Raw genomic sequence first — 21430 nt, 5'->3', positions numbered from 1 at the left:
TGGTCAGGCTCACAAAATTGGTTCCACCGGGCGGTTTGTGTCCGCGCTCACGCTTAATCTGACGTAGGTGACCCGAATCGGAACGAGCCGGCGGACGAGGTGTTGCGAATGTTTTTCCGAGGCTCGGCGAGGGTTTTGGTGTGTGTCGCGGCGGCACTGTTGATGGCTGCCCCGGATGGTCGTGCGCAAACGCTCGACGATGATCCGGCCCTGGATCGCATCGTCGCGTTGGTGACCGAACGCCTGGACACCGCCGATGCGGTGGCCGCGGCCAAATGGGCGGCGGCCGAGCAGAACGGCGGGCAGCCCTCGATCGACGATCCGGTGCGTGAAGCGCAGGTGTACGACACGATGGCGCGCCTCGGCGCCGAGCGCGGACTGCCGGAAAGCTGGATCCGCCAGGTGTTCTCCGGGCAAATCGAGGCCAACAAGATCGTCCAGCGCGGATTGGTCACGCGCTGGCGTTTCGATCCGGCCGCGGTACCGAGTGCGCCGCCGGATCTCGCGTCGGTCCGCCCGGTGATCGATCGGGTGAATGTGGAGATCGTCGACCAACTCGCACTGCGGCGTGCCGAACTCACCGGACCGAACTGTGCCGTGCGCCTGGCGCCGCCGGTTTTCGGGGTGCTCACCTCCGGACGTGCCGATGCGCTGCATCAGGCGGCGCTGGTTCGGGCGGCCGCCGCACTGTGCGGTCCTTAGGTACCGGATATCGGAAGTGTGTTGTACACCACATGAGTTCGATTGCTAGAAATGTGCTGAATCCCACAGTAAGCGAAAGAGCCCGGACGGTCGGATCGGGTCGCGTGCTCGTCACACCCCTGTCGGAAATCTCTCATCCAGCCGTGTGGCCAGTTAGCCACCGCCAACGGGGTTTGCGCCGTGTGCAGCAGGGAAATCCACTGCGGTGCAGGTGAGCGCCGGTTCTCGCATCTGCGGTGCGCTGTGTCGCGGGTCCTGGGCGCCCGTTGTCGCAGGTTGGCACGGGGTGCCAAGGGGATCGATTCGACCGTGTTCGCTGCTTTACACTGGACAACGCGCACACGTGGAGGACCGCTTGAAGAAGCCCAGCTAGACCTAGTTATTAGCACGACCTAAGTTGGTTGGGCCCCGGACCTGACTTATCGTTTGCTCTTACGCCGAACACAGAATGTTCGGCAATATCGCCCGCTCGGGCTCGGTGAATCCGGTGCCCAAGCGTAGCGGGCGAGCACCCGCGCAGAGGTAAGGAACACGTAAGCGTTCCGTTACCGACGAGCACCCACTACGTCACTGAATGCGGGTGGACAACTGGAGACGTGACTGCACGAAGAAGACCATCAGCGCGGCTGGTTTTAGCAACGTACAGGCGCAGTCTTGACGGAGGCAATCGACGAAGGGGCCCCTTCCCATAGGCCGATTTCATCGAGGCCGACTTTCTTGAAGGCAGAGGCATGACGCAACTTCCTGGCCACAGGTCCCCCGGACCCATCGGGCTCTATGACCCGGCGAACGAACACGACGCCTGCGGTGTCGCATTCGTCGTCGACATGCACGGCCGCCGCAGCCGCGACATCGTCGACAAGGCTATTACGGCTCTGTTGAACCTGGAGCACCGCGGTGCCGCAGGTGCCGAACCCAACAGTGGTGACGGCGCTGGCATCCTGATCCAGATTCCGGACCGGTTCTTCCGTGCCGTGGTCGATTTCGAGTTGCCGCCGGAGGGCTCCTACGCCACCGGTATCGCCTTCCTGCCGCAGGCCCGCCGCGAGGCCACCAAGGCCGCCTACGGTCTGGAGCGCATCGTCGAGTCCGAGGGCCTTGCCGTACTCGGCTGGCGTGATGTGCCCACCGACGAGTCCACCCTCGGTGCGCTGGCGCGCGACGCCATGCCGACCTTCCGGCAGATCTTCATCGGGTCCCCCCGGGGTGCGGCCGAACAGCTGTCGGGCATGGATCTGGAGCGTCGCGCCTATGTCGTGCGCAAGCGGGTCGAGCACGAGCTCGGCAAGGCGGGCGCGGGCCAGGGCGCGGTCGGCAAGGAGTCGGTGTACTTCCCGAGCCTGTCCGGTCAGACCTTCGTCTACAAGGGCATGTTCACCACCCCGCAGCTGCGCGCCTTCTACCTGGACCTGCAGGACAGCCGGGTGGAGTCCGCCCTCGGCATCGTGCACTCCCGCTTCTCCACCAACACCTTCCCGTCGTGGCCGCTGGCGCATCCGTTCCGCCGGGTCGCGCACAACGGTGAGATCAACACCGTCACCGGTAACGAGAACTGGATGCGCGCCCGCGAGGCGCTGCTGCGTTCGGATGTCTTCGGCGTCGACGAGGCGGGCAACAACCGCCTGCAGAAGATCTTCCCCGTCTGTACGCCGGGGGCGAGCGATACCGCGCGCTTCGACGAGGTGCTGGAACTGTTGCACCTCGGCGGCCGCAGCTTGCCCCACGCGGTCCTGATGATGATTCCCGAGGCCTGGGAACGCAACGAGACGATGGACCCGCAGCGACGGGCCTTCTACCGCTACCACTCGATGCTGATGGAGCCGTGGGACGGCCCGGCATCGGTGTGCTTCTCCGACGGCACCGTCGTCGGCGCGGTGCTCGACCGCAACGGTCTGCGTCCCAGCCGCATCTGGGTCACCGATGACGGCCTGGTCGTCATGGCCTCGGAGGTCGGTGTCCTCGACATCGATCCGGCCAAGGTGGTCAAGAAGGTTCGGCTGCAGCCGGGCCGCATGTTCCTGGTCGACACCTCGCTGGGCCGCATCGTCGGCGACGAGGAGCTCAAGTCGCAGCTGGCCGCCGAGCACCCGTACCAGGAGTGGCTCGATGCCGGCGTGACCAAGCTGGCCGACCTGCCCGACCGCCCGCACGTGCACATGTCGCACGACCGCGTGCTGATCCGGCAGCAGATCTTCGGATACACCAACGAAGAGTTGAACCTGCTGATCTCGCCGATGGCCAAGACCGGCGGTGAGGCGCTCGGCTCGATGGGCACCGATACCCCGATCGCGGTGCTGTCGTCGCGTCCGCGGCTACTGTTCGACTACTTCTCCCAGCTGTTCGCGCAGGTGACCAACCCGCCGCTGGACGCGATCCGCGAAGAAGTGGTCACCAGCCTGCGCCGGGCCCTCGGCCCGGAGGCCGATCTGATGCATCCGGGACCGGAGTCCTGCAAGCAGATCACCATCCCGCAGCCGATTCTGGACAATGACGAGCTGGCCAAGCTCATCCACATCAACGACGACGGTTCGCATCCCGAGCTGCGCTCGGTGGTCGTGCACGGCCTGTACCCGGTGAAGAAGGGTGGCAAGGGCCTACGCAAGGCGCTCGAGGCCATCAACACCCAGGTCTCGGCGGCAATCGAGGGCGGTGCGCGGATCATCGTGCTGTCGGACCGCGAGTCCAACGAGAAGCTCGCGCCGATCCCGTCGCTGCTGCTGACCGCATCGGTGCACCACCACTTGGTGCGCGAGCGCACCCGGACGATGGTCGGCTTGGTCGTGGAGACCGGTGACGCCCGCGAGGTGCACCACATGGCCATGCTGGTCGGTTTCGGCGCGGCCGCGATCAACCCGTACATGGCCTTCGAGACCATCGAGGACATGATCGAGCGCGGCGCGCTCGATCTGCCGGGCAGCACCGGCGATCTGGTGGCCGACTACCGCAAGGCGGTCGCGAACTACAACAAGGCCGCGAGCAAGGGCGTGCTGAAGGTGATGTCCAAGATGGGCATCTCCACCATCGCCTCCTACACCGGCGCGCAGCTGTTCCAGGTGATCGGCCTGTCGCAGGACCTGGTGGACGAATACTTCACCGGCCTGCGTTCGCATCTGGACGGCATCGGCCTGGACGAGATCGCCGCCGATGTGGCGGCCCGGCATACCGTGGCGTTCCTGGAGAACCGCAACGAGCGCGCGCACCGCGAGCTCGAGGTGGGCGGCGAATACCAGTGGCGGCGCGAGGGTGAATACCACCTGTTCAACCCGGACACCGTCTTCAAGCTGCAGCACGCGACCCGCAGCGGTCAGTACTCGATCTTCAAGGAGTACACCAAGCTGATCGACGACCAGTCCGAGCGGCTGGCCTCGCTGCGCGGCCTGTTCAAGTTCCGTACCGGTGAGCGCAAGCCGATCTCGATCGACGAGGTCGAGCCCGCCAGTGCGATCGTGAAGCGGTTCTCCACCGGAGCGATGAGCTATGGCTCCATCTCCTCCGAGGCGCACGAGACCCTCGCGATCGCGATGAACCGTCTCGGCGGTCGGTCGAATTCGGGCGAGGGCGGCGAGCATCCGGCCCGCTTCGAGATCGAGGAGAACGGTGACTGGCGGCGCAGTGCGATCAAGCAGGTGGCCTCCGGCCGCTTCGGCGTGACCGCGCACTACCTGACCAACTGCACCGATATCCAGATCAAGATGGCGCAGGGCGCCAAGCCCGGTGAGGGCGGCCAGCTGCCCGCGCACAAGGTGTACCCGTGGGTCGCCGAGGTGCGGCACTCGACGCCGGGCGTCGGCCTGATCTCGCCGCCGCCGCACCACGACATCTACTCGATCGAGGATCTGGCGCAGCTGATCCACGATCTGAAGAACGCGAACCCGCAGGCGCGGATTCACGTGAAACTCGTTGCGGAGCCTGGCGTCGGCACCGTCGCCGCCGGCGTCTCCAAGGCGCACGCCGACGTGGTGCTGATCTCGGGCCACGACGGTGGCACCGGCGCCTCGCCGCTGACCTCGCTCAAGCACGCGGGCGGGCCATGGGAACTCGGCCTGGCCGAGACCCAGCAGACGTTGCTGCTCAACGGACTTCGCGATCGCATCGTGGTGCAGGTCGACGGCCAGATGAAGACCGGCCGCGACGTGATGATCGCCGCGCTGCTCGGTGCCGAGGAATTCGGTTTCGCGACCGCGCCGCTGGTGGTCTCGGGCTGCATCATGATGCGCGTATGTCACCTCGACACCTGCCCCGTCGGTGTCGCCACGCAGAACCCGGTGTTGCGCGAACGCTTCACCGGCAAGCCGGAATTCGTCGAGAACTTCATGCTGTTCATCGCCGAGGAAGTGCGGGAACTGCTGGCGGAGTTGGGCTTCCGCACCTTGGACGAGGCCATCGGCCGGGTCGACATGCTCGATACCGCACAGGCCAAGGCACATTGGAAGGCCAGCAAGCTGGACCTGTCGCCGATCCTCGACGATGTCGAGACCGCGTTCATGCGCCAGGACCGGTACTGCACCAAGACCCAGGACCACGGCCTGGACCGGGCGCTGGATGTGCAGCTGATCGCGCAGAGCGCCGATGCGCTCGAGCGGGGCCAGGCGGTGAAGTTCGAAACCAAGATCACGAACGTGAACCGCACCGTCGGCACCATGCTCGGCCACGAGGTGACCAAGCTCTACGGTGGCGCGGGCCTGCCCGACGACACCATCGACATCACCTTCACCGGGTCCGCGGGCAACAGCTTCGGCGCGTTCGTCCCGGCGGGCATCACGCTGCGGGTGCAGGGCGACGCGAACGACTATGTGGGCAAGGGCCTTTCCGGCGGCCACCTGATCGTGCGCCCGTCGCTCAACGCACCGGCCGACTTCGTGGCGGCGGAGAACATCATCGCGGGCAACGTGATCCTGTTCGGCGCCACCAACGGTCAGGCCTTCATCAGCGGTGCCGTCGGCGAGCGGTTCGCCGTGCGCAACTCGGGCGCCACCGCGGTGGTCGAGGGCGTCGGTGACCACGGGTGTGAGTACATGACCGGCGGCCGGGTAGTCATCCTCGGTGAGACCGGTCGCAACTTCGGCGCCGGTATGTCCGGCGGTGTCGCATTCGTCTACAACCCGAACGGCACCTTCGAGGCCAAGCTCAATCCGGAGCAGGCCGACGCCGTCGAGCAGCTCGCCGGTGACGATTTCACCTGGCTGCGCGACATCATCACCCAGCACCGCGACCAGACGGGTTCGGCTGTCGCCGAACGCATTCTGAGCGATTGGTCACAGCAGGTGAACCACTTCGTGAAGGTTATGCCGCGCGAATACAAGAAGGTTTTGCTCGCGATCTCCGAAGCCGAGAAGAACGGCACGGATGTCGACGAGGCGATTATGGAGGCTGCACGTGGCTGACCGAACAGTTCTAGAGATGATGTCGACGAGGCGCTGTGACGATTCGGGGGCTGCACGTGGCTGACCCGCAAGGATTCTTGAAGCACACCAAACGGGAACTGCCGACACGTCGTCCGGTTCCGCTACGCCTGATGGACTGGAAAGAGGTCTACGAGCCGGGTTTCTCACACCAGACCCTGCAGACCCAGGCCAGCCGATGCATGGACTGCGGTATTCCGTTCTGTCACAACGGCTGTCCGCTGGGCAACCTCATCCCCGAGTGGAACGACCTGGTCCACCGGGGCCAGTGGCGCGAGGGCATCGACCGGCTGCACGCGACCAACAACTTCCCGGAATTCACCGGGCGGCTGTGTCCCGCGCCGTGTGAGGCGTCCTGTGTGCTCGGCATCAACCAGGATCCGGTGACGATCAAGCAGGTCGAGGTCGAGCTCATCGAGAACGCCTTCGACGAGGGCTGGGTGACCCCGGTCTACCCGACCCGCATCACCGGCAAGAAGGTCGCCGTCGTCGGTTCCGGTCCGGCCGGTCTCGCTGCCGCACAGCAGCTCACCCGCGCCGGTCATACCGTGACCGTCTTCGAGCGCGCCGATCGCATCGGCGGCCTGCTGCGCTACGGCATCCCGGAATTCAAGATGGAGAAGCGCTTCATCGACCGTCGGATGGCGCAGATGGAGGCCGAGGGCACCATCTTCAAGACCGGTGTGAACGTCGGTGTCGACATCACCGCCGCGCAGCTGCGCGAGCGGTTCGACTCGGTCGTGCTCGCCGGTGGCGCCACCCTGGCGCGTGATCTGCCGATCCCGGGCCGGGATCTGGACGGCATCCACCAGGCGATGGAATTCCTGCCCTGGTCCAACCGGGTGCAGCTCGGCGATGACGTCACCGATGAGAACGGCCTGCCGCCCATTCACGCGAAGGGTAAGAAGGTCGTCATCATCGGCGGCGGTGACACCGGCGCGGACTGCCTGGGCACCTCGCACCGGCAGGGCGCCGAGAGCATCCACCAGTTCGAGATCATGCCGCGCCCGCCGGAGGAGCGTGCCTCCTCCACTCCGTGGCCGACCTATCCGCTCATGTACCGGGTTTCCTCGGCACACGAGGAGGGCGGCGAGCGCGTGTTCTCGGTGAACACCCAGCGCTTCGTCGGCGCGGACGGCAAGGTGACCGCGCTGGAGGCGCACGAGGTCACGATGGTCAACGGCCGCTTCGAGAAGGTCGAGGGCACCGACTTCATCCTCGAGGCCGATCTGGTGCTGCTCGCCATGGGCTTCACCGGTCCGGAAAAGCCGGGTCTGCTCGAAGGTCTCGGCGTCGGCTATGACCAGCGCGGCAATGTCCAGCGCGATAAGAACTGGTCGACCAATATCCCCGGCGTCTTCGTCGCCGGTGATATGGGCCGCGGCCAGTCCCTGATCGTCTGGGCCATCGCCGAAGGCCGCGCCGCCGCGGCCGCCGTCGACAAGTTCCTGGAAGGTGAGACCGCGCTGCCCGCGCCGATCCCGCCGACGGCTGTCGCCCAGCGCTGACAAGAACCCGCCTCTTACCGGAGCGGAAAGGCGCCTGCGGACCACGAGTCCGCAGGCGTCTTTTGTATTTCCCACCGTCCGCCCGATATTTGCTGGGCGCGTGTGCGTGATCTCGGCGGGTGCGCGCGAAGATCGCGGCGGCGGGCCGGTGGGGCAGGTTTCGATCGACGGGAATCGGACACCGTACCGAGTTCGGATGGCGCAGGTGGGGGTGTTGCCTTATTGTGATCTGCGGCGTGATGCGTGATCTTGGGATGTGGGGCGCGACGTGCATGTCATACCAGCGGGGTAGCTGGTGTTGACCCGATGTGCACTGGACCGATATCCGCCCAGGTCAGCATCGTTTACGGACAACTGTCGGGGCTTGCTCCCACAGGAGCAATGGTTTTGAACTGGAGCAATATGCAGTTGAAGAAAGTCGCCGCCGCACTCGGTGCGTGCGCGGCTGTTGCATCCGGCTTGGTCCTTGGTAGCGGTTCGGTAACGGCCGATCCAGGGTGCCCGAGCCTCTATGTGGTAGCGATTCCCGGCACCTGGGAGACCGGAAAGGATAAGACGCCGCAGCCCGGCATGTTGGCCGGTGTCACCAACGGTATGCCCAGGTCGGTGGATGTCGACTACGTGACCTATGCCGCGACCGCCTTCCCGTGGGAAGGCGACGTCTACGGCGCGTCGAAGAAGGAAGCGACCGACCGGGCCCGCGACCTGGCGACCTCGATGGCGCAGCGTTGCGGCGGCACCAGGATCGCCCTCGTCGGCTACAGCCAGGGTGCGGACGCCGCGGGTGATCTCGCGGCCGAGATCGGCACCGGACTCAGCTCGGTCCCGGCGGATCGGGTCGCCGGCGTCGGCCTGATCTCCGATCCGCGCCGTTCGCCCGCCGACGTGCAGGTCGGGCCGATCGCGCAGGGCGCGGGCGCGAGCGGCGCGCGGGTCGGCGGCTTCGGCTGGCTCAGCGACCGTACCCGCACCATTTGCGCGGTGGACGATCTCTACTGCGCCACCGCCACCGACGATTTCGTGACCCGGTTCGCCGGATTCCTGGCGCAGGCCTCGGAGGCCAATCCGGCCAACGTCTGGCGCTACCAGATCGAGGCGGGCGCGATCATGAACGACCTGATGTCGCGCGGCGGCATCCCGACGTTGCAGTCGCAGCTCACCGACTCCGCGAACGAGCAGCGGGCCAAGGATCTCGAGCAGTTCTACCGCTCGCAGTCGCATACGCTCTACGGCAGCTACCCGGTGGGCGGCGGTCAGACCGCCATCTCCTGGATGCACAACTGGATCGCGGGTATGGCCTGATTCCCAGGCCGTAATCCCCAGGCAAAAGCGCAGGCCACCCTTCCTTATGGAGGGGTGGCCTGCGCTTTTCCGAACGACCTCGACTGGTTAGCCGGCCGAGCCGGTCGACGGCAGGCCCTGCGGCGGGAACGGTGGCTGCCAGGGGCCATTCTGCTGATCGCCGGGCTGATCGCCGGGGCCGCGATGATCACCACGATGGTGGTGCTGTCCGTCCCAGTCGTCACCACGATGCGGGCCGTCGATATCGGTGCCCTGCAACGGAATCTGGTCCGATGCCGCCTGAACCGTTGGCACGGACGAATCGGGCGCGGCCGCGGATGCGGTGACCGCGAGCGCGCTGAGCGGCACTGCGGCCAGGGCGCCGGCGATCGCAACGCGCGCGAAGCCACGCCTGAAGGAGGACGATGTCTTGGAGAACAAAACGGATTCCTTTCCTCGGACTGTGAGTCGCTGGTGCTGGTTGTTTCGAGCGACCTGCAAGTAGTCGCTACGGCGGCTCACCGGTCCTATACAAGGCTCCGTCACTGGGATGGTGGTGCGACGCGTCTGGCAGTCGGCTGTGAATGCCCGAGTCTGTGGATGAGCGTCAGGATTGCTGTGCGATATTGCGCGGCAACAGATCCCAGACGTGGCCGTTCTCATTGATGGTCGCCGCGGTGCGGCGGCCGCTGCGCGAGAACAGGATTCGGGTGATCGAGCAGTAGTCGATCGGGAAGGTCAGCGGCCGGGCCAGGCCGAGCACATCCTGCAGGATCACATTGATCACCCCGCCGTGCGCGAAGATCACCACCGTATCGGCGGGATCGGTATGCGCGGCGATCTCGGTGATCGCATCGCGCACCCGGGTGCTGAACCGCGCCCCGTCGATCTGCTCGGGCAGATATCCGGCCTTGATCCGGTCGTACACCTCGCGGAATTCGACCTTCGCGTCCTCGATCGGAATGTAGGCCGGCAGGTCCCGATCGTATTCCGCCAGATCGTCGATCACCTCGACGTCCAGCCCGAGCTTCGCCGCCGTCGGCCCCGCCGTCTCCCGCGCCCGCCGCTGCGGACTGCTCACGATCCGATTGATCCGATGATGACTCAATGCCGCGGGCACCCGTTCGGCCTGCTCGACGCCCACCGGCGCCAACTCGGGATCGGCGGGCCCGCCCGCATTCGACAACCGCACCGGCTGGGCATGACGAACAAGAATCAACTGCACCCCGCCCACTCTGCCCCAACCCCGAATCCCAAGGCGAACCGGAGCCTGGACACCGCGACTCACCGAACGGCACGCCGACGTGGATCGGCTCGTGGTGATTCAGGCCGTCGGACTCCCCTTGCACTCCGCTGGGAGTTCGAAGAAGTCGAGGAATTGTTCGGCGGCGGGGAGGTTGCCGGAGATCTTGATGTCGCCGGTGGCGATGGGGCCGGCGAGGGGGTGGCCGTCGAAGGCGATTGCGACGAAGGCGGGGACGGTGGTGTGGATGGTGGTGGCGGCGCGGCCGGTGGCGCCACGGGTGATGGTGAAGGTGCCGTTGGTGACCAGTGCGTGGAATTCGTCTGTGCCGGAATCGGATCCGGTGAAGTACAGGTCGTAGTCGGCGTGCACGCCGGCGGCGGATTCGGGTTCGAAGAAGGTGCGCAGGGTGACCACCAGGGAGTCGGTGGATACCTCGGAGCAGCGGTAGAGGTTAGGGGAACGGGCGCCCCAGCGATTCAGCGCCACGATCACCGAATCGAGTTCGCGGCCCCAATCGGTGAGGTCGTAGACGGCGGCGCTGACCGGCGGGGGCAGTTTGCGCTTGTGCACGACGCCGATCTGGAGGAGCTCTTCGAGACGTTGGGAGAGCACGTTCGGGCTGATGCCGGGCAGACCGGCGCGCAGATCGGTGAATCGCTTGGGGCCGAGCAGCAGTTCGCGCACCACGAGCAGTGTCCAGCGTTCGCCGACCAGGTCCAGCGCTCGGGCGGCACCGCAGGCGTCGTGGTAGCTGCGCTTGGCGCGATGCTCGCCGACCGGCGGCACCTGGGCGGCGGGGGCCACCCGGCCGGTCGGGGATGCCTGGGAACCGATACTCATGGGCTACAGCATATCAGCCGATTCTTCAACTGAATTAATTAGTTGTCTTTTAGGACTAACCACGATAGCGTGCCTCGGTAACGATCTTCGGCTGGAGGGCGTCTGTGGTGACGGAAGTAAGAGAAAAACAAAGACAGACGGATGCGCCGGACAGCAAGCGGTGGCTCGCGCTGTACGTGCTGTGCGGCGGCATGCTGATGATCGTGCTCGACGCGACGATCGTGAATGTCGCGCTCGCGGATATCCAGCAGGATCTGGGTTTCACCTCGGCAGGCCTGGCCTGGGTGGTGAACGGGTATCTGATCTCCTTCGGCGGCCTGCTCATGCTGGCCGGTCGACTCGGTGACCTGATCGGGCGCCGCACGATGTTCCTGTCCGGCCTGGTGGTCTTCACCGCGGCCTCGGCGCTGTGCGGTCTGGCGATCAACGAGGTCACCCTCATCGCGGCCCGCTTCCTGCAGGGTGTCGGCGGCGCGATGACCTCGGCGGTCATCCTCGGCATGATCTTCGCGATGTTCCCGGACCCGCGCGAGCAGGCGAAGGCGATCGGCCGCTACGCCTTCGTGGCCTCCGCCGGTGGTGCGATCGGCCTGCTGCTCGGCGGCGTGCTGACCGCGCTGGACTGGCGACTGATCTTCCTGGTGAACCTGCCGATCGGCGTCCTCGTCGGGGTCGGCGCATTGAAGATCCTCGACAACGATCAGGGCGCCGGCCTGAAAGACGGCGCGGATGTGCCCGGCGCGGTGCTGATCACGGCGGCGCTGATGCTCGGCGTCTACACGATCGTCAAGCCCGCGGCCGAGTACGGCTGGACCGATCCGGTCACCCTCGGCCTCGGCGCGGTGTCGCTGTTGCTGCTCGCCGGATTCGTCGCCCGCGAGGCGACCGCCGCCACCCCGTTGATGCCGCTGAAGATATTTCGCTCGCGGAATCTGTCCGGCGCCAATGTGATCCAGGTGCTGACCGTGGCCGGCATGTTCGGCATGTTCTTCATGGGCTCGCTGTACCTGAAGCAGGTGCTCGGCTACGAGCCGATGCAGCTGGGGCTGGCGTTCTTCCCGGTCGCGGCGATCATGGGCCTGCTATCGGTGCAGTTCTCCGAGGGCCTGGTGATGCGCTTCGGCGCGCGCAAGGTGCTGATTCCGGGTCTGTCGCTGATCCTCATCGCACTGCTGTGGCTGACCCAGGCGCCGGTGGACGGCAACTACTGGATCGACATCTTCGGCCCGATGGTGCTGTTCGGTACGGGTGCAGGTCTGGCGTTCCCGTCACTGATGAACCTGGCCATGTCGGGCGTGCAGCCGCAGGAGGCGGGTCTGGCCTCGGGTCTGGCGAACACCACCATGCAGGTCGGTGGCGCGCTCGGCCTCGCCGTACTGGCCACGCTGTCGGCGAGCAAGACCGCGGATCTGATGCAGACGGGCACCCCGGTCGCCGAGGCGCTCACCAACGGTTTCCACCTCGCGTTCTGGATCGGCGCCGCGCTGGTCGTGGTCGCGTTGGCGGCGGCGGTGATCATCCTGAAGTCGGTGCCGCCGCAGGGCCACGGACCACAGGGCAGCGAACTCGACGACGAGCTACTGCTCGAAGCCGAGGTCGCCACCGAGCGCACCGCGATCTGACGTCTCAGCCGAGATCGGAAACAGCAAGGCCCGGTTCGCCGACAAGCGAACCGGGCCTTGCTGTTTCGGTACTACTACTGCTGCTTCTTGCGCTGGGTGAGCAGGTAGATGCCGCCGACGATCAGGGCGACGATCACCAGGCAGCAGATGCCGCCGATGATCAATCCGCTGCTGCTCTTCTTCTTTTTCTTGGCCGTGTACTCCATTGCCGAGGCCAAGGTGTCCGAGCTGGTCCAGGTATCCGCGCTCGCCCACACCTGAGGGTCCAGCAGAGTCGCGTTGGTCAGCACGTCAAGATACATACGTCTCCCCATCTACGAAGGTAACGGCCTCCTCCCGGGGCCGAATCACCAAGAGTAGCGGGCGAATCCGGCATCGGGAACTTTTCACCGATGCAATCCTTCATGGTGAGATCTTCAGCGTGGCTTCACCAGTGGGAAGGGCAGCGTTTCCCGAATGCTGCGACCGGTGATCAACATGACGACCCGGTCGACGCCCATGCCTAGACCGCCGGTGGGCGGCATCGCGTGCTCGAGCGCCTGCAGGAAGTCCTCGTCCAGCTCCATCGCCTCCGGATCACCGTTGGCCGCCAGCATGGACTGCTCGGTGAGCCTGCGGCGCTGTTCGATCGGATCGGTGAGTTCGCTGTAGGCGGTGCCGAGTTCGACACCCCAGGCGACCAGATCCCAGCGCTCGGTGACGCCGGGAATGCTGCGATGCGCGCGGGTCAGCGGGGACACCGAGGTGGGGAAGTTGATGTAGAAGGTCGGCTCCTGCGTGTGGGATTCGACCAGATGCTCGTACATCTCCTGCACCACCTGCCCGGCATCCCAGCCGTGCTGATAGGGCACTTCCGCCTTATCGCAGAGTTCGCGTAGCTCGTCGAGCGCGGTCTCCGGCGTGATCTCGGCGCCGAGCGCGTCGGATACAGCGCCGTGCACGGTCTTCACCGTCCATTCCCCGGAGATGTCCACCTGTTCGAAGGTGCCGTCGGGGTTGGGGCGCAGCGCCACCATCGCACCATTGGCCGCCAACGCGGCGTTCTGGATGAGCTGGCGGCACAGATGCATCATCCGCTCGTAGTCGGCGTGCGCCTCATAGGCCTCGAGGCTGGTGAACTCCGGATTGTGGCTGAAATCGACGCCCTCGTTGCGGAAGTTGCGGCCGATCTCGAAAACCTTCTCCATACCGCCGACACATAGCCGCTTGAGATACAGCTCGGGCGCGATCCGCAGATACAGATCCAGGTCGTAGGCGTTGATATGGGTCAGGAACGGCGTCGCGTTGGCCCCGCCGTGCACCTTCTGCAGGATCGGGGTCTCCACCTCGAGATATCCCCAGGCGTTCAACGAATCCCGCAGCGAGCGCACCACCGCGGTGCGCTTGGTGAGCACCTCGCGGACCTCCGGATTGATCGCCATATCGACGTAGCGCTGGCGCACTCTGGCCTCGGGATCGGACAGACCCTTCCACTTGTCCGGCAACGGGTGCAGGCATTTGCCGATCATCCGCCAGTCCGCGGCGAGCAGCGAGAGTTCACCGCGGCGGCTGCGCCCGATCTGGCCGCTGACCTCGATCAGATCACCGAGGTCGAAGAACTCGCCGAATTCGGCGCTACGCTCCGCACCGACCCGATCACGGTCGATGACCAGCTGAATATCGTCGGTCCAGTCCCGGACCACCGCGAAGATCACGCCGCCGTAGTCGCGGATGCGCAACAGCCGCCCGCACACCCGAACCGTGGTGCCGCGCGGTGAACGGCGTGCCGCCGCGACGGTATGCGTCGGGGGATAGGCGACCGGATAGGCGTCGACGCCGGCGGTGCTGAGCCGGTCCAGCTTGTCCATGCGCACCCGCACCTGCTCGGGGCGGCGCGGAAGCTGTTCGACGCCACCGATATCCGGCAGGTCCGGCGGGCTGCCGTCGGAGTGCAGTCCGGTGATGCCCGCGGGTACCGCACTGTACAGACCGGTGTGGGTGATGGTGTCGGGTTCCTTGCCGAAGCGCGGCAGGAAGCCCTCGGCGAGCGCGCTGGCGATGGCGACCCGCGGTAGTTGCCTGCGCTCCTCGAACAGGAAGAATCGCGGCACCCAGTACGGCTGGTACTTCACATTCGATCGATACAGCGCCTCCAGCTGCCACCAGCGCGAAAAGAACAGCAGCACACCGCGCCACAGCCGCAGCACCGGACCGGCGCCGATGCGCCCGCCCTCCTCGAAGACCGATCGGAACACCGCGAAGTTCAACGAAACCTTGGTGATGCCATGCTGTTCGGAGGTCAGCGCGAGCTGGGAGATCATCAGCTCCATAACGCCATTGGGCCCGTGCGGATCTCGGCGCATCAGCTCGAGTGAGGCGCCGGTGCGGCCCCACGGCACCAGCGACAGCATGCCGAGCACGCGGTCCTGGTGATCGACTGCCTCCACCAACAGGCAATCGCCGTCGTGCGGATCGCCCAACCGTCCCAACGCCATCGAGAAGCCGCGCTCGGTTTCGGTATCGCGCCAGGCATCCGCGTGGGCGATCACCTGCCGGAATTCCTCGGCCGGTATATCGCGGTGGCGGCGGATCCGCACGCTGATCCCGTGCTTGCGCAGCCGGTTCGCGGCCTGGCGAACCTGCTTCATCTCCGGCCCGGCCAGCGAGTAGCTCCTGGTGTCGAGGATCGCCTCATCGCCGAGGCGCAGCGCCGAGAGCCCGGCCCGTCGGTATGCGGTCGCACCGAGTTCGCTCGCGCCCATGACCGCTGGCGCCCAACCGAATTGGTCGGCCAACTGCAGCCAGGCATCGATCGCCTGCGGCCAGGCCTCGCGAATGCCGATCGGATCGCCGCTGGCGAGGCAGACCCCCAATTCGACGCGATAGGTGAGCGCCGCCTTGCCGCTCGGCGCGAAGACCACCGCCTTATCGCGGCGAGTCGCGAAGTAGCCCAGCGAATCCTCGATATCGGAGCGTTCCAGCAAGCCGCGGATCGCGGATTCGTCGGTGCCGGTCATCGCATTGCCCGCGCGTTGCGAGCGCAACAGGATGACCACCGCGGCCAGCAGGGCGATGGCGCCGAAGAGACCGAGCAGGAAGTTGACGAACGGACGCGGGTGACCGTCGAAATGTTCGTTGTCCACCAGCACCGCGGCGGTCACCCGATAGACCGACCACAGCGGCCGCTGCACGCCTTGGGGCAGCGAACCGGGGAACAGTTCCACCAGACCCCAGCCGAGCAGACACCCGACCGCGAGGCCGCCGGCCAGCACGCCGAGCGCCTTCCAACCCGCGCCGCGGCGGACCTTGGTGTAGAACTCCCGCCAGGCCGCGAGCAGCACGCCGATCGCGGCGAGCTGCACCACCGCGGCCACGAGCGCGTTCATATTGCCCTCGTCGGCGAACTCCAGCACGTTGGCGAGCGCGTAGAGCGCGATGTAGCCGAGCAGCAACCACCACGCGATCCGCTTGCGGCTGGCCGTCGCCCCCGCGAGCAGACCGACCACCAGCGCCCACACGAGGCTGGTGTCCGGAGCGTCGAAGTAGTACAGGTCGATGTAGCGACGCGGCACATGGGTCAGATACCGCAGTCCGGGTGACAGGCTCCACAGGAAACAGAGCACCGCGAACACACCCAGCATCAGACCCGCGATATGTGGGACCTCGCGCAGCCGCCCGTGTCCGCGATGTGGAACCGGTGGTATCGGTCTGTCCGAGGGTGGTTCGGTCTCGATGTGTTGCCCGGCGTGCGTGGAAGTCACTGCACCAGTGTGTACGGTGCCGCGGTACTGGTGCTCGAAGGCCACCCGGGCATGTCGGTTATCGGCGCGTCGTGCCTGCGTGTCAGTTGTCACTACGGGGGCTGGAGTTCCCATCAGAACGCCACGGAGTAAGGATGTATCCCATGTCCGATGCAGTCGATGTGCCGATCGATGACGACGTCATTCGACTCGGTCAGTTCCTCAAGCTGGCCAATCTGATCGAATCCGGTTCGGAGGCCAAGACCGTGATCGCCGCGGGTCTGGTGCGGGTGAACGAGGAGGTGGAACTACGCCGCGGACGGCAGCTGCATATCGGCGACATCGTGGCCATCGCCGGTCACAAGGCCAGAGTGGCGGCGGTTTAGGTCAGTCCTCGGCCCGGACCACGATCCCGTCCTGGTCGCTGTAGAGCATGTCGCCGGGCACGAAGGTGACGCCGCCGAATTCGACCGGGATATCGCGGTCGCCGGTGCCGGTCTGGGTGCTCTTGCGCGGGTTGGTGCCCAGCGCCTTGATACCGATGTCGAGTGTGCGCAGAATCGCGGAATCCCGCACCGCGCCGTTGACGATGACGCCGGACCAGCCGTTGGCCACGCCGCGTCCGGCGATGATGTCGCCGACCAGTGCGGTGTGCACGCCGGCTCCGCCGTCGACGACCAGCACACCGCCATTGCCCGGTTCGCTCAGCGTTTGCTTGACCAGCAGGTTGTCCTGGAAGCAGCGGATCGTGGTGACGCGTCCCGAGAACGCCGCACGCCCGCCGAACTGAATGAACTGCGTATCGCAGCTGCGGATTTCCGGGCCGATCTCATCGGCGAGATCCGCGGTGGCAATGTTCACTGATTCGGTCACGCCGCCCAGCTTAGGGGTGGCCGAATTGGATTTCGGGGAGGCCTGTTCCTTATGTGACCTCGGTCGCCAGCCGAGCTTTCCGAGCGACCGGCAACGCAACCGCTAGCGGTGCCCGTAGTGCATCTGGTATTTGATCCGCTCGGTTTCGCGCATCTTGTTGTGGTTGATCCACTCCGGATCGAGACCGTGCTGTCCCATGCGGAAGCGCCGCCAGACGTAGCTGAGCGACACGGTGAACAGGATGAGCGGCACGATCATCATGACGATCATGCCGATCTTCAAACCCATCGGCCCTGGGAACAGCAACCACAGCGCGAAGAATGGGATGAACGGAACGACGAACCGGACGAGATAGCGTTCCATGGCCCCGTGCCCGACGAGGTCGTGGATAACCCACTCGTGCAGCTCCTCCGGGAGCTCGCGGCCGAGATCGTAGGCGACCCGTTGGCCGAACGTGGGACGTTTCATACGTTCAGGCTATGCCTGTGGTATGTGTCACCGCCAGGTCTGGCGAATAGTCGGCAAGACGAAAATCAGGCGCGGCCGTGGCGGCGCTCATAGGCCAGGCGCTCGGATTCCCCGCGCTTCCTCGCGGCGGAGTCGGCGAGTGCGGGGTCGAGACCGTGTTTGACCAGCCGCGATCTGCGATACACGTACATCAGCGCCGCGGTGAAATAGATCAGCGGCAGATACAGCAGGGCCATCATCGCCGCACCCATCCATTTCGGCCCCGGTACCAGCAGGAACAGGCTCAGAACCGGAATCATCGGAATGAGGAAGCGCATCAGGTAGCGCCGTGCCGCACCCGGTCCGGTCAGGTCGTTGCGCACCCACTCCGACATCGATTCCGGCAGCGTGCGCCCGCAGATGTAGGCGATGCGCTGCGGCAGCGTCGGAGTCGTGCGTTCAGCCATGTGAACAGCATCCTCGCCGGTGGGCCGTCCGGACAAGTCGCCCCTCGATGGGCCTCAGCCCTGTCTGCTGACGTGGAATTCGGAGATCTGGGTGGTCAGGTTGTGCGTGGAGTGCTTGACCGCGATCTTCACGAATGGCTCGATGGTCTTGCCGAGCACCTTGCCCGCGATACCGCCGGACACGCGGTAGTCGACGATCGCGTCGACCGTGCAGGTGTCCGCGCCCTTGTCGTGGAAAAGGAAGGTGGATTCGATCTCGAACCCCTTGATCGACTTCACCGCGATCGCGAAGTTCTCTTCCCACCGCACGACCTGGAGGCGGGAATGCAGCGCGGCGGGACCGAGCTTGATGGTGCCGTCGAAGGTCGCCCCGACGCCCTCGACCTGTTCGGTGATCGGAGTGAAGTCCTGGACCTCGGTGATGAAGCGCGACAGGTTCCGGTAGTCGTTGACATAGGCGAATGCGGTTTCGGCCGTCGCCGCGCAGTCCTCGACGATCTTCACTACGGTCATGGGCCCAACTGTAACGGGTTACCACGACGGGATCGGCGGGTGCTATCTGTCTGCTTGCATCAGCAAGCATCAGGCGGTGACCGCGAGTGTCGCCGCCAGACCGAACGCCACGGACATCACCACGACCTCGATGACCGCCCGCCGCAGCGACGATTCGGCCAACATCCGATGGTTGGTCGCGATCGGCACCCAGCTGCGCCGCCACCACCAGCCCAGGGCCAGCAAACCAACCAGCACCAGGGTTTTCGCGAGCAGAATGCGGCCGTAGCCGGTCGTCACGAATGGCGTGATCCCGCCGACCCGCACCAGCCCGTTGACGATGCCGGTGACCGCGACGACGCCGACCAGCGGCAGCGCCACCGCCGAATACCTCGGCAGCGCCACCGCCCACTCGCCGCGTGTGCGGACCACCAGCGCCAGCGCCACCAACAGCCCGAGCCAGGCCGCCGCGGCCAGTGCGTGCACCGCGGCCAGCACCGAGCCGAACGGCTGCTGCGACATATGCCCGGTGATCGGCCGCAGCGCCAGCGCCACCGCGGCGAAGACCAGCACCAGATCGGTCGACGCGGTCTCCGGTCGCCGGAATGCCAACGTCGAGTAGCAGGCGACCGCACCGGTGCCGACCAGCACGGCGATGCCGACCTGACCGCCGCTGATCTCGACGAGGAAATTGCCGAACTGTCCGCCCGTCAGCTTGCCGACCGGCACACCGACGACCCCGGCCGCCTCGAAGACGAGCACCGTGAATTCGGTGACGCACCAGATCCCGGCCAGCACCGCGAGTGCCCGCCACGGCGGCCGCAGCCGATCGTGCAACCGGGGTAGCGCGGCCAGGCCGAGCACGGTCGCTCCGGCGCAGTCCGCGATTACCCGGACGACGGCCTCGGTCTCGGCGGGCGCCGGTACGGCCAGGATCAGGGCGAGGGCCACGCCGAGCAGACCGGCCGGGACGACCAGCAGCAACGCCTGCGCGTTCGAGCCGCCGGTCGTCCGCTGTCCCTTGTTCACCGCTGCGCCCTCCGCACCGGTGCTTGCGGTCTCACTGCTGCGGTTTCCGGCCCCTGCCGCCGTACAGGGCGAACGCGAGTCCACCGCCGAACAATACGACAGCGCCGATGATGAAGACCCACAGTGGAACTCCGCCGGAATCGTCCTTGCCGCCGGAGTTGTGCTGACTGTCGGCCTTCGGGCCCGGCGTACCGTTGCCCGCCTTGGTGAGTGTGAAGGTCCGCTCACCCTTGACCGGATGTCCGTCGGCGGAGGTGACCCGGTACCCGATCTTGTAGACGCCGGTCGGGCCGAGTTCGCCGACCGGGACGCTGACGGTCGGGCCGTCCACGGTCGGATCGCCCTTGGACCACAGGTTGCCGTCGGGACCGACCACGGTGAGCGCCGGAAAGCTCTCCTGCAGCGGCTCGTTGAAGGTGATGCTGACCCGCTCCGGGCCGGTCTCGATGTTCGCGCCATCGGCGGGCACACTGCTGACCGGTGCCGAATGCGCCGCGGCGGTTCCGGCGGCGAGTGCGCCCGCGCCGAGGAAGAGCAGACCAGCGATCAATCCGGCGATCAGGCGGCGCGGCGCACGGCCGCTCATGCCCGCCGTCCGCGAATCACATTGCCGACACCGAGGGCGACGCCGAGCAGACCGAGCGCGAGGCCGATACCGCCGAGCCAGCGTGCGGTGTCATCGGTCTCGTTCGACGTCTCGGCGGCTTCGCTGTCGACGTGGTGATCGTCGCCACCGCCCTTGGCCGCCGCGAGGGTGAGCGTCGGCGCGGGGTGCTCGGGCTCGGAGCCGTCCGTGCCCATCGGCTGGTCCCACTTCACGACCTTGCCGTCGCTGTAGGTCTGCGTGGCCGGGAGACTGACCTCGTGCTGCGTCGGCAGCGGGCCCACCGACAGCACGAAGCGCTGGAACTGTCCGGGACCGACGCCGGGCGCGCCGGGATCGGCGGTCCAGGTGACCGAGGTGGCCTCGGCCTTGTCGTTGTGGTCGACCTTGGAGCTCCAGCCCGGGATGGGTTCGGTGCGGGCGCTCTCGAGGTTGGGCAGGGTGACGGTCAGCGCGGTGGTGTTCGCGGTCGCCGATTCCGTGGGGACTTTGAAGGTGATCACCGAGTAACTGCCCTGGGTCGCGCCCGGCGCGTCGGCGGTGACGTGTGCGGAGGCGGTGCCGCCCGCGAGGAGCATGAGGCCGGCGGCGGCTGCGGCCGTGCAGGCGCGCGAGATCTGCGTGCGCATGAGTGAACTGCTTTCTGTCCGAAAGGGTTTGGGTGTGGCGGGTCAGGCCGACACCGGTGGCGCGCGCGGGCCGATCGCGCCGCTCGGATGAAAGCTGTAGTGCCGCGGACCGGGATTCGACCAGCGGATCGGTCCGGTGATACGCGGTGCGGACACCGTGGCCGAGACCGCGTGCACGACGCTGGACGCGACCGCGTAGAGCCGCTCGGCCAACCGGATCAGCACGACGCAGCCGACTGTCGCGATCAGATGCGCCACCAACATCCAGCCGGTTGGCAGATAGACAGCGCTCAGGTGCTGCGGAGGGTGGGCATGCGAGTGGTCGATGAGTCCGGACAACACCGCGTGCCCGGCGAGCTGACCCAGCGCGAGCTGGGCGAACATGGTCGCACGACCCGGTGTGGCCGCGCGCGCGCCGTTCCGGACGGTTCCGCTGGCCGCGAGCCAACCCGTCAGCATCGAAATGAGCAGCAGCAGAGCCGACTCGGTCGAATCCGGATATCCGCCGCCGGCCGCACCATGCGCGGCAACGGCGAGCGCCCCGACCATGCCGCCTACCAGACAGCCAC

At 66.4% G+C, this 21430-nt stretch carries 19 protein-coding genes; 6 read left to right on the top strand and 13 right to left on the bottom strand.

Annotated features, from left to right (window positions below; all coding sequences use genetic code 11):
- Positions 1–108 precede the first annotated feature (108 nt).
- The 4 genes from aroQ to OG874_RS35360 all read left to right on the top strand — a co-directional run bounded on the left by aroQ (position 109) and on the right by OG874_RS35360 (position 8914).
- Entirely contained in the window at positions 109–702 is a 594-nt protein-coding gene (gene aroQ, locus OG874_RS35375) for a gamma subclass chorismate mutase AroQ (RefSeq protein WP_330251388.1), read from the top strand.
- Positions 703–1433: 731 nt separating this feature from the next.
- Complete coding sequence (gene gltB, locus OG874_RS35370; RefSeq protein ID WP_330251387.1) at positions 1434–6086, top strand: glutamate synthase large subunit; 4653 nt, start codon at positions 1434–1436, stop codon at positions 6084–6086.
- A gap of 56 nt (positions 6087–6142) precedes the next feature.
- Positions 6143–7612, top strand: coding sequence for a glutamate synthase subunit beta (locus tag OG874_RS35365; RefSeq protein ID WP_330257567.1), 1470 nt, complete (start codon positions 6143–6145; stop codon positions 7610–7612).
- Positions 7613–7993: 381 nt separating this feature from the next.
- Entirely contained in the window at positions 7994–8914 is a 921-nt protein-coding gene (locus tag OG874_RS35360; protein ID WP_330251386.1) for a cutinase family protein, read from the top strand.
- A gap of 87 nt (positions 8915–9001) precedes the next feature.
- On the opposite strand, the gene OG874_RS35355 is transcribed toward OG874_RS35360, so the two are convergent.
- The 3 genes from OG874_RS35355 to OG874_RS35345 all read right to left on the bottom strand — a co-directional run bounded on the left by OG874_RS35355 (position 9002) and on the right by OG874_RS35345 (position 10979).
- Positions 9002–9334, bottom strand: a complete 333-nt coding sequence (locus OG874_RS35355) for a hypothetical protein (protein WP_330251385.1) — start codon at positions 9332–9334, stop codon at positions 9002–9004.
- A 166-nt stretch (positions 9335–9500) separates the two neighbouring features.
- On the bottom strand, positions 9501–10118 hold the full coding sequence (locus OG874_RS35350; protein WP_330251384.1) for a histidine phosphatase family protein: 618 nt from the start codon (positions 10116–10118) through the stop codon (positions 9501–9503).
- A gap of 99 nt (positions 10119–10217) precedes the next feature.
- Positions 10218–10979: a winged helix-turn-helix transcriptional regulator gene (locus tag OG874_RS35345; RefSeq protein WP_330251383.1), complete on the bottom strand. Its 762-nt coding sequence runs from the start codon at positions 10977–10979 to the stop codon at positions 10218–10220.
- A gap of 107 nt (positions 10980–11086) precedes the next feature.
- On the opposite strand from OG874_RS35345, the gene OG874_RS35340 reads away from it, so the two are divergent.
- On the top strand, positions 11087–12601 hold the full coding sequence (locus tag OG874_RS35340; protein WP_330251382.1) for an MFS transporter: 1515 nt from the start codon (positions 11087–11089) through the stop codon (positions 12599–12601).
- A 74-nt stretch (positions 12602–12675) separates the two neighbouring features.
- Here the strand turns inward: OG874_RS35340 and OG874_RS35335 are convergent, their stop codons facing one another.
- Entirely contained in the window at positions 12676–12915 is a 240-nt protein-coding gene (locus tag OG874_RS35335) for a hypothetical protein (protein ID WP_330251381.1), read from the bottom strand.
- A 102-nt stretch (positions 12916–13017) separates the two neighbouring features.
- Complete coding sequence (lysX, locus tag OG874_RS35330) at positions 13018–16341, bottom strand: bifunctional lysylphosphatidylglycerol synthetase/lysine--tRNA ligase LysX (protein WP_442943174.1); 3324 nt, start codon at positions 16339–16341, stop codon at positions 13018–13020.
- 143 nt (positions 16342–16484) lie between these two features.
- On the opposite strand from lysX, the gene OG874_RS35325 reads away from it, so the two are divergent.
- Complete coding sequence (locus OG874_RS35325) at positions 16485–16706, top strand: RNA-binding S4 domain-containing protein (RefSeq protein WP_330251380.1); 222 nt, start codon at positions 16485–16487, stop codon at positions 16704–16706.
- A 1-nt stretch (position 16707) separates the two neighbouring features.
- Here the strand turns inward: OG874_RS35325 and rraA are convergent, their stop codons facing one another.
- The 8 genes from rraA to OG874_RS35285 all read right to left on the bottom strand — a co-directional run bounded on the left by rraA (position 16708) and on the right by OG874_RS35285 (position 21410).
- The gene (rraA, locus tag OG874_RS35320) at positions 16708–17193 is read right to left on the bottom strand and encodes a ribonuclease E activity regulator RraA (RefSeq protein ID WP_330251379.1); all 486 of its coding nucleotides are present in this window, start codon (positions 17191–17193) and stop codon (positions 16708–16710) included.
- 102 nt (positions 17194–17295) lie between these two features.
- Complete coding sequence (locus tag OG874_RS35315; RefSeq protein ID WP_330251378.1) at positions 17296–17661, bottom strand: DUF5313 family protein; 366 nt, start codon at positions 17659–17661, stop codon at positions 17296–17298.
- A 65-nt stretch (positions 17662–17726) separates the two neighbouring features.
- Positions 17727–18107, bottom strand: coding sequence for a DUF5313 family protein (locus OG874_RS35310; protein WP_330251377.1), 381 nt, complete (start codon positions 18105–18107; stop codon positions 17727–17729).
- Positions 18108–18161: 54 nt separating this feature from the next.
- On the bottom strand, positions 18162–18620 hold the full coding sequence (locus OG874_RS35305) for an SRPBCC family protein (protein WP_330251376.1): 459 nt from the start codon (positions 18618–18620) through the stop codon (positions 18162–18164).
- 69 nt (positions 18621–18689) lie between these two features.
- Positions 18690–19628: a CopD family protein gene (locus OG874_RS35300; protein ID WP_330257565.1), complete on the bottom strand. Its 939-nt coding sequence runs from the start codon at positions 19626–19628 to the stop codon at positions 18690–18692.
- Positions 19629–19659: 31 nt separating this feature from the next.
- A complete protein-coding gene (locus OG874_RS35295; protein ID WP_330251375.1) occupies positions 19660–20214 on the bottom strand; it encodes a copper resistance CopC family protein in 555 nt (184 codons plus the stop codon).
- Positions 20211–20861, bottom strand: a complete 651-nt coding sequence (locus OG874_RS35290) for a YcnI family copper-binding membrane protein (protein WP_330251374.1) — start codon at positions 20859–20861, stop codon at positions 20211–20213. The genes OG874_RS35295 and OG874_RS35290 overlap by 4 nt, the downstream gene beginning before the upstream one ends.
- Positions 20862–20903: 42 nt before the next feature.
- Positions 20904–21410, bottom strand: coding sequence for a hypothetical protein (locus OG874_RS35285; RefSeq protein WP_330251373.1), 507 nt, complete (start codon positions 21408–21410; stop codon positions 20904–20906).
- Between the last annotated feature and the right edge of the window lie 20 nt (positions 21411–21430).

Origin of the sequence: Nocardia sp. NBC_00565 (genome assembly GCF_036345915.1) — a bacterium.
Taxonomy (GTDB): domain Bacteria; phylum Actinomycetota; class Actinomycetes; order Mycobacteriales; family Mycobacteriaceae; genus Nocardia.
This window is presented reverse-complemented; position numbering and strand designations above follow the sequence as displayed.

Bases quoted from the DNA above. Each gene is read 5' to 3' on its own strand.
- aroQ (WP_330251388.1), top strand. From the start codon at position 109: ATGTTTTTCCGAGGCTCGGCGAGGGTTTTGGTGTGTGTCGCGGCGGCA.
- gltB (WP_330251387.1), top strand. From the start codon at position 1,434: ATGACGCAACTTCCTGGCCACAGGTCCCCCGGACCCATCGGGCTCTAT.
- OG874_RS35360 (WP_330251386.1), top strand. From the start codon at position 7,994: ATGGTTTTGAACTGGAGCAATATGCAGTTGAAGAAAGTCGCCGCCGCA.
- OG874_RS35345 (WP_330251383.1), bottom strand. From the start codon at position 10,979: ATGAGTATCGGTTCCCAGGCATCCCCGACCGGCCGGGTGGCCCCCGCC.
- OG874_RS35335 (WP_330251381.1), bottom strand. From the start codon at position 12,915: ATGGGGAGACGTATGTATCTTGACGTGCTGACCAACGCGACTCTGCTG.
- OG874_RS35325 (WP_330251380.1), top strand. From the start codon at position 16,485: ATGTCCGATGCAGTCGATGTGCCGATCGATGACGACGTCATTCGACTC.
- OG874_RS35315 (WP_330251378.1), bottom strand. From the start codon at position 17,661: ATGAAACGTCCCACGTTCGGCCAACGGGTCGCCTACGATCTCGGCCGC.
- OG874_RS35310 (WP_330251377.1), bottom strand. From the start codon at position 18,107: ATGGCTGAACGCACGACTCCGACGCTGCCGCAGCGCATCGCCTACATC.
- OG874_RS35305 (WP_330251376.1), bottom strand. From the start codon at position 18,620: ATGACCGTAGTGAAGATCGTCGAGGACTGCGCGGCGACGGCCGAAACC.
- OG874_RS35295 (WP_330251375.1), bottom strand. From the start codon at position 20,214: ATGAGCGGCCGTGCGCCGCGCCGCCTGATCGCCGGATTGATCGCTGGT.
- OG874_RS35290 (WP_330251374.1), bottom strand. From the start codon at position 20,861: ATGCGCACGCAGATCTCGCGCGCCTGCACGGCCGCAGCCGCCGCCGGC.
- OG874_RS35285 (WP_330251373.1), bottom strand. From the start codon at position 21,410: ATGGTCGGGGCGCTCGCCGTTGCCGCGCATGGTGCGGCCGGCGGCGGA.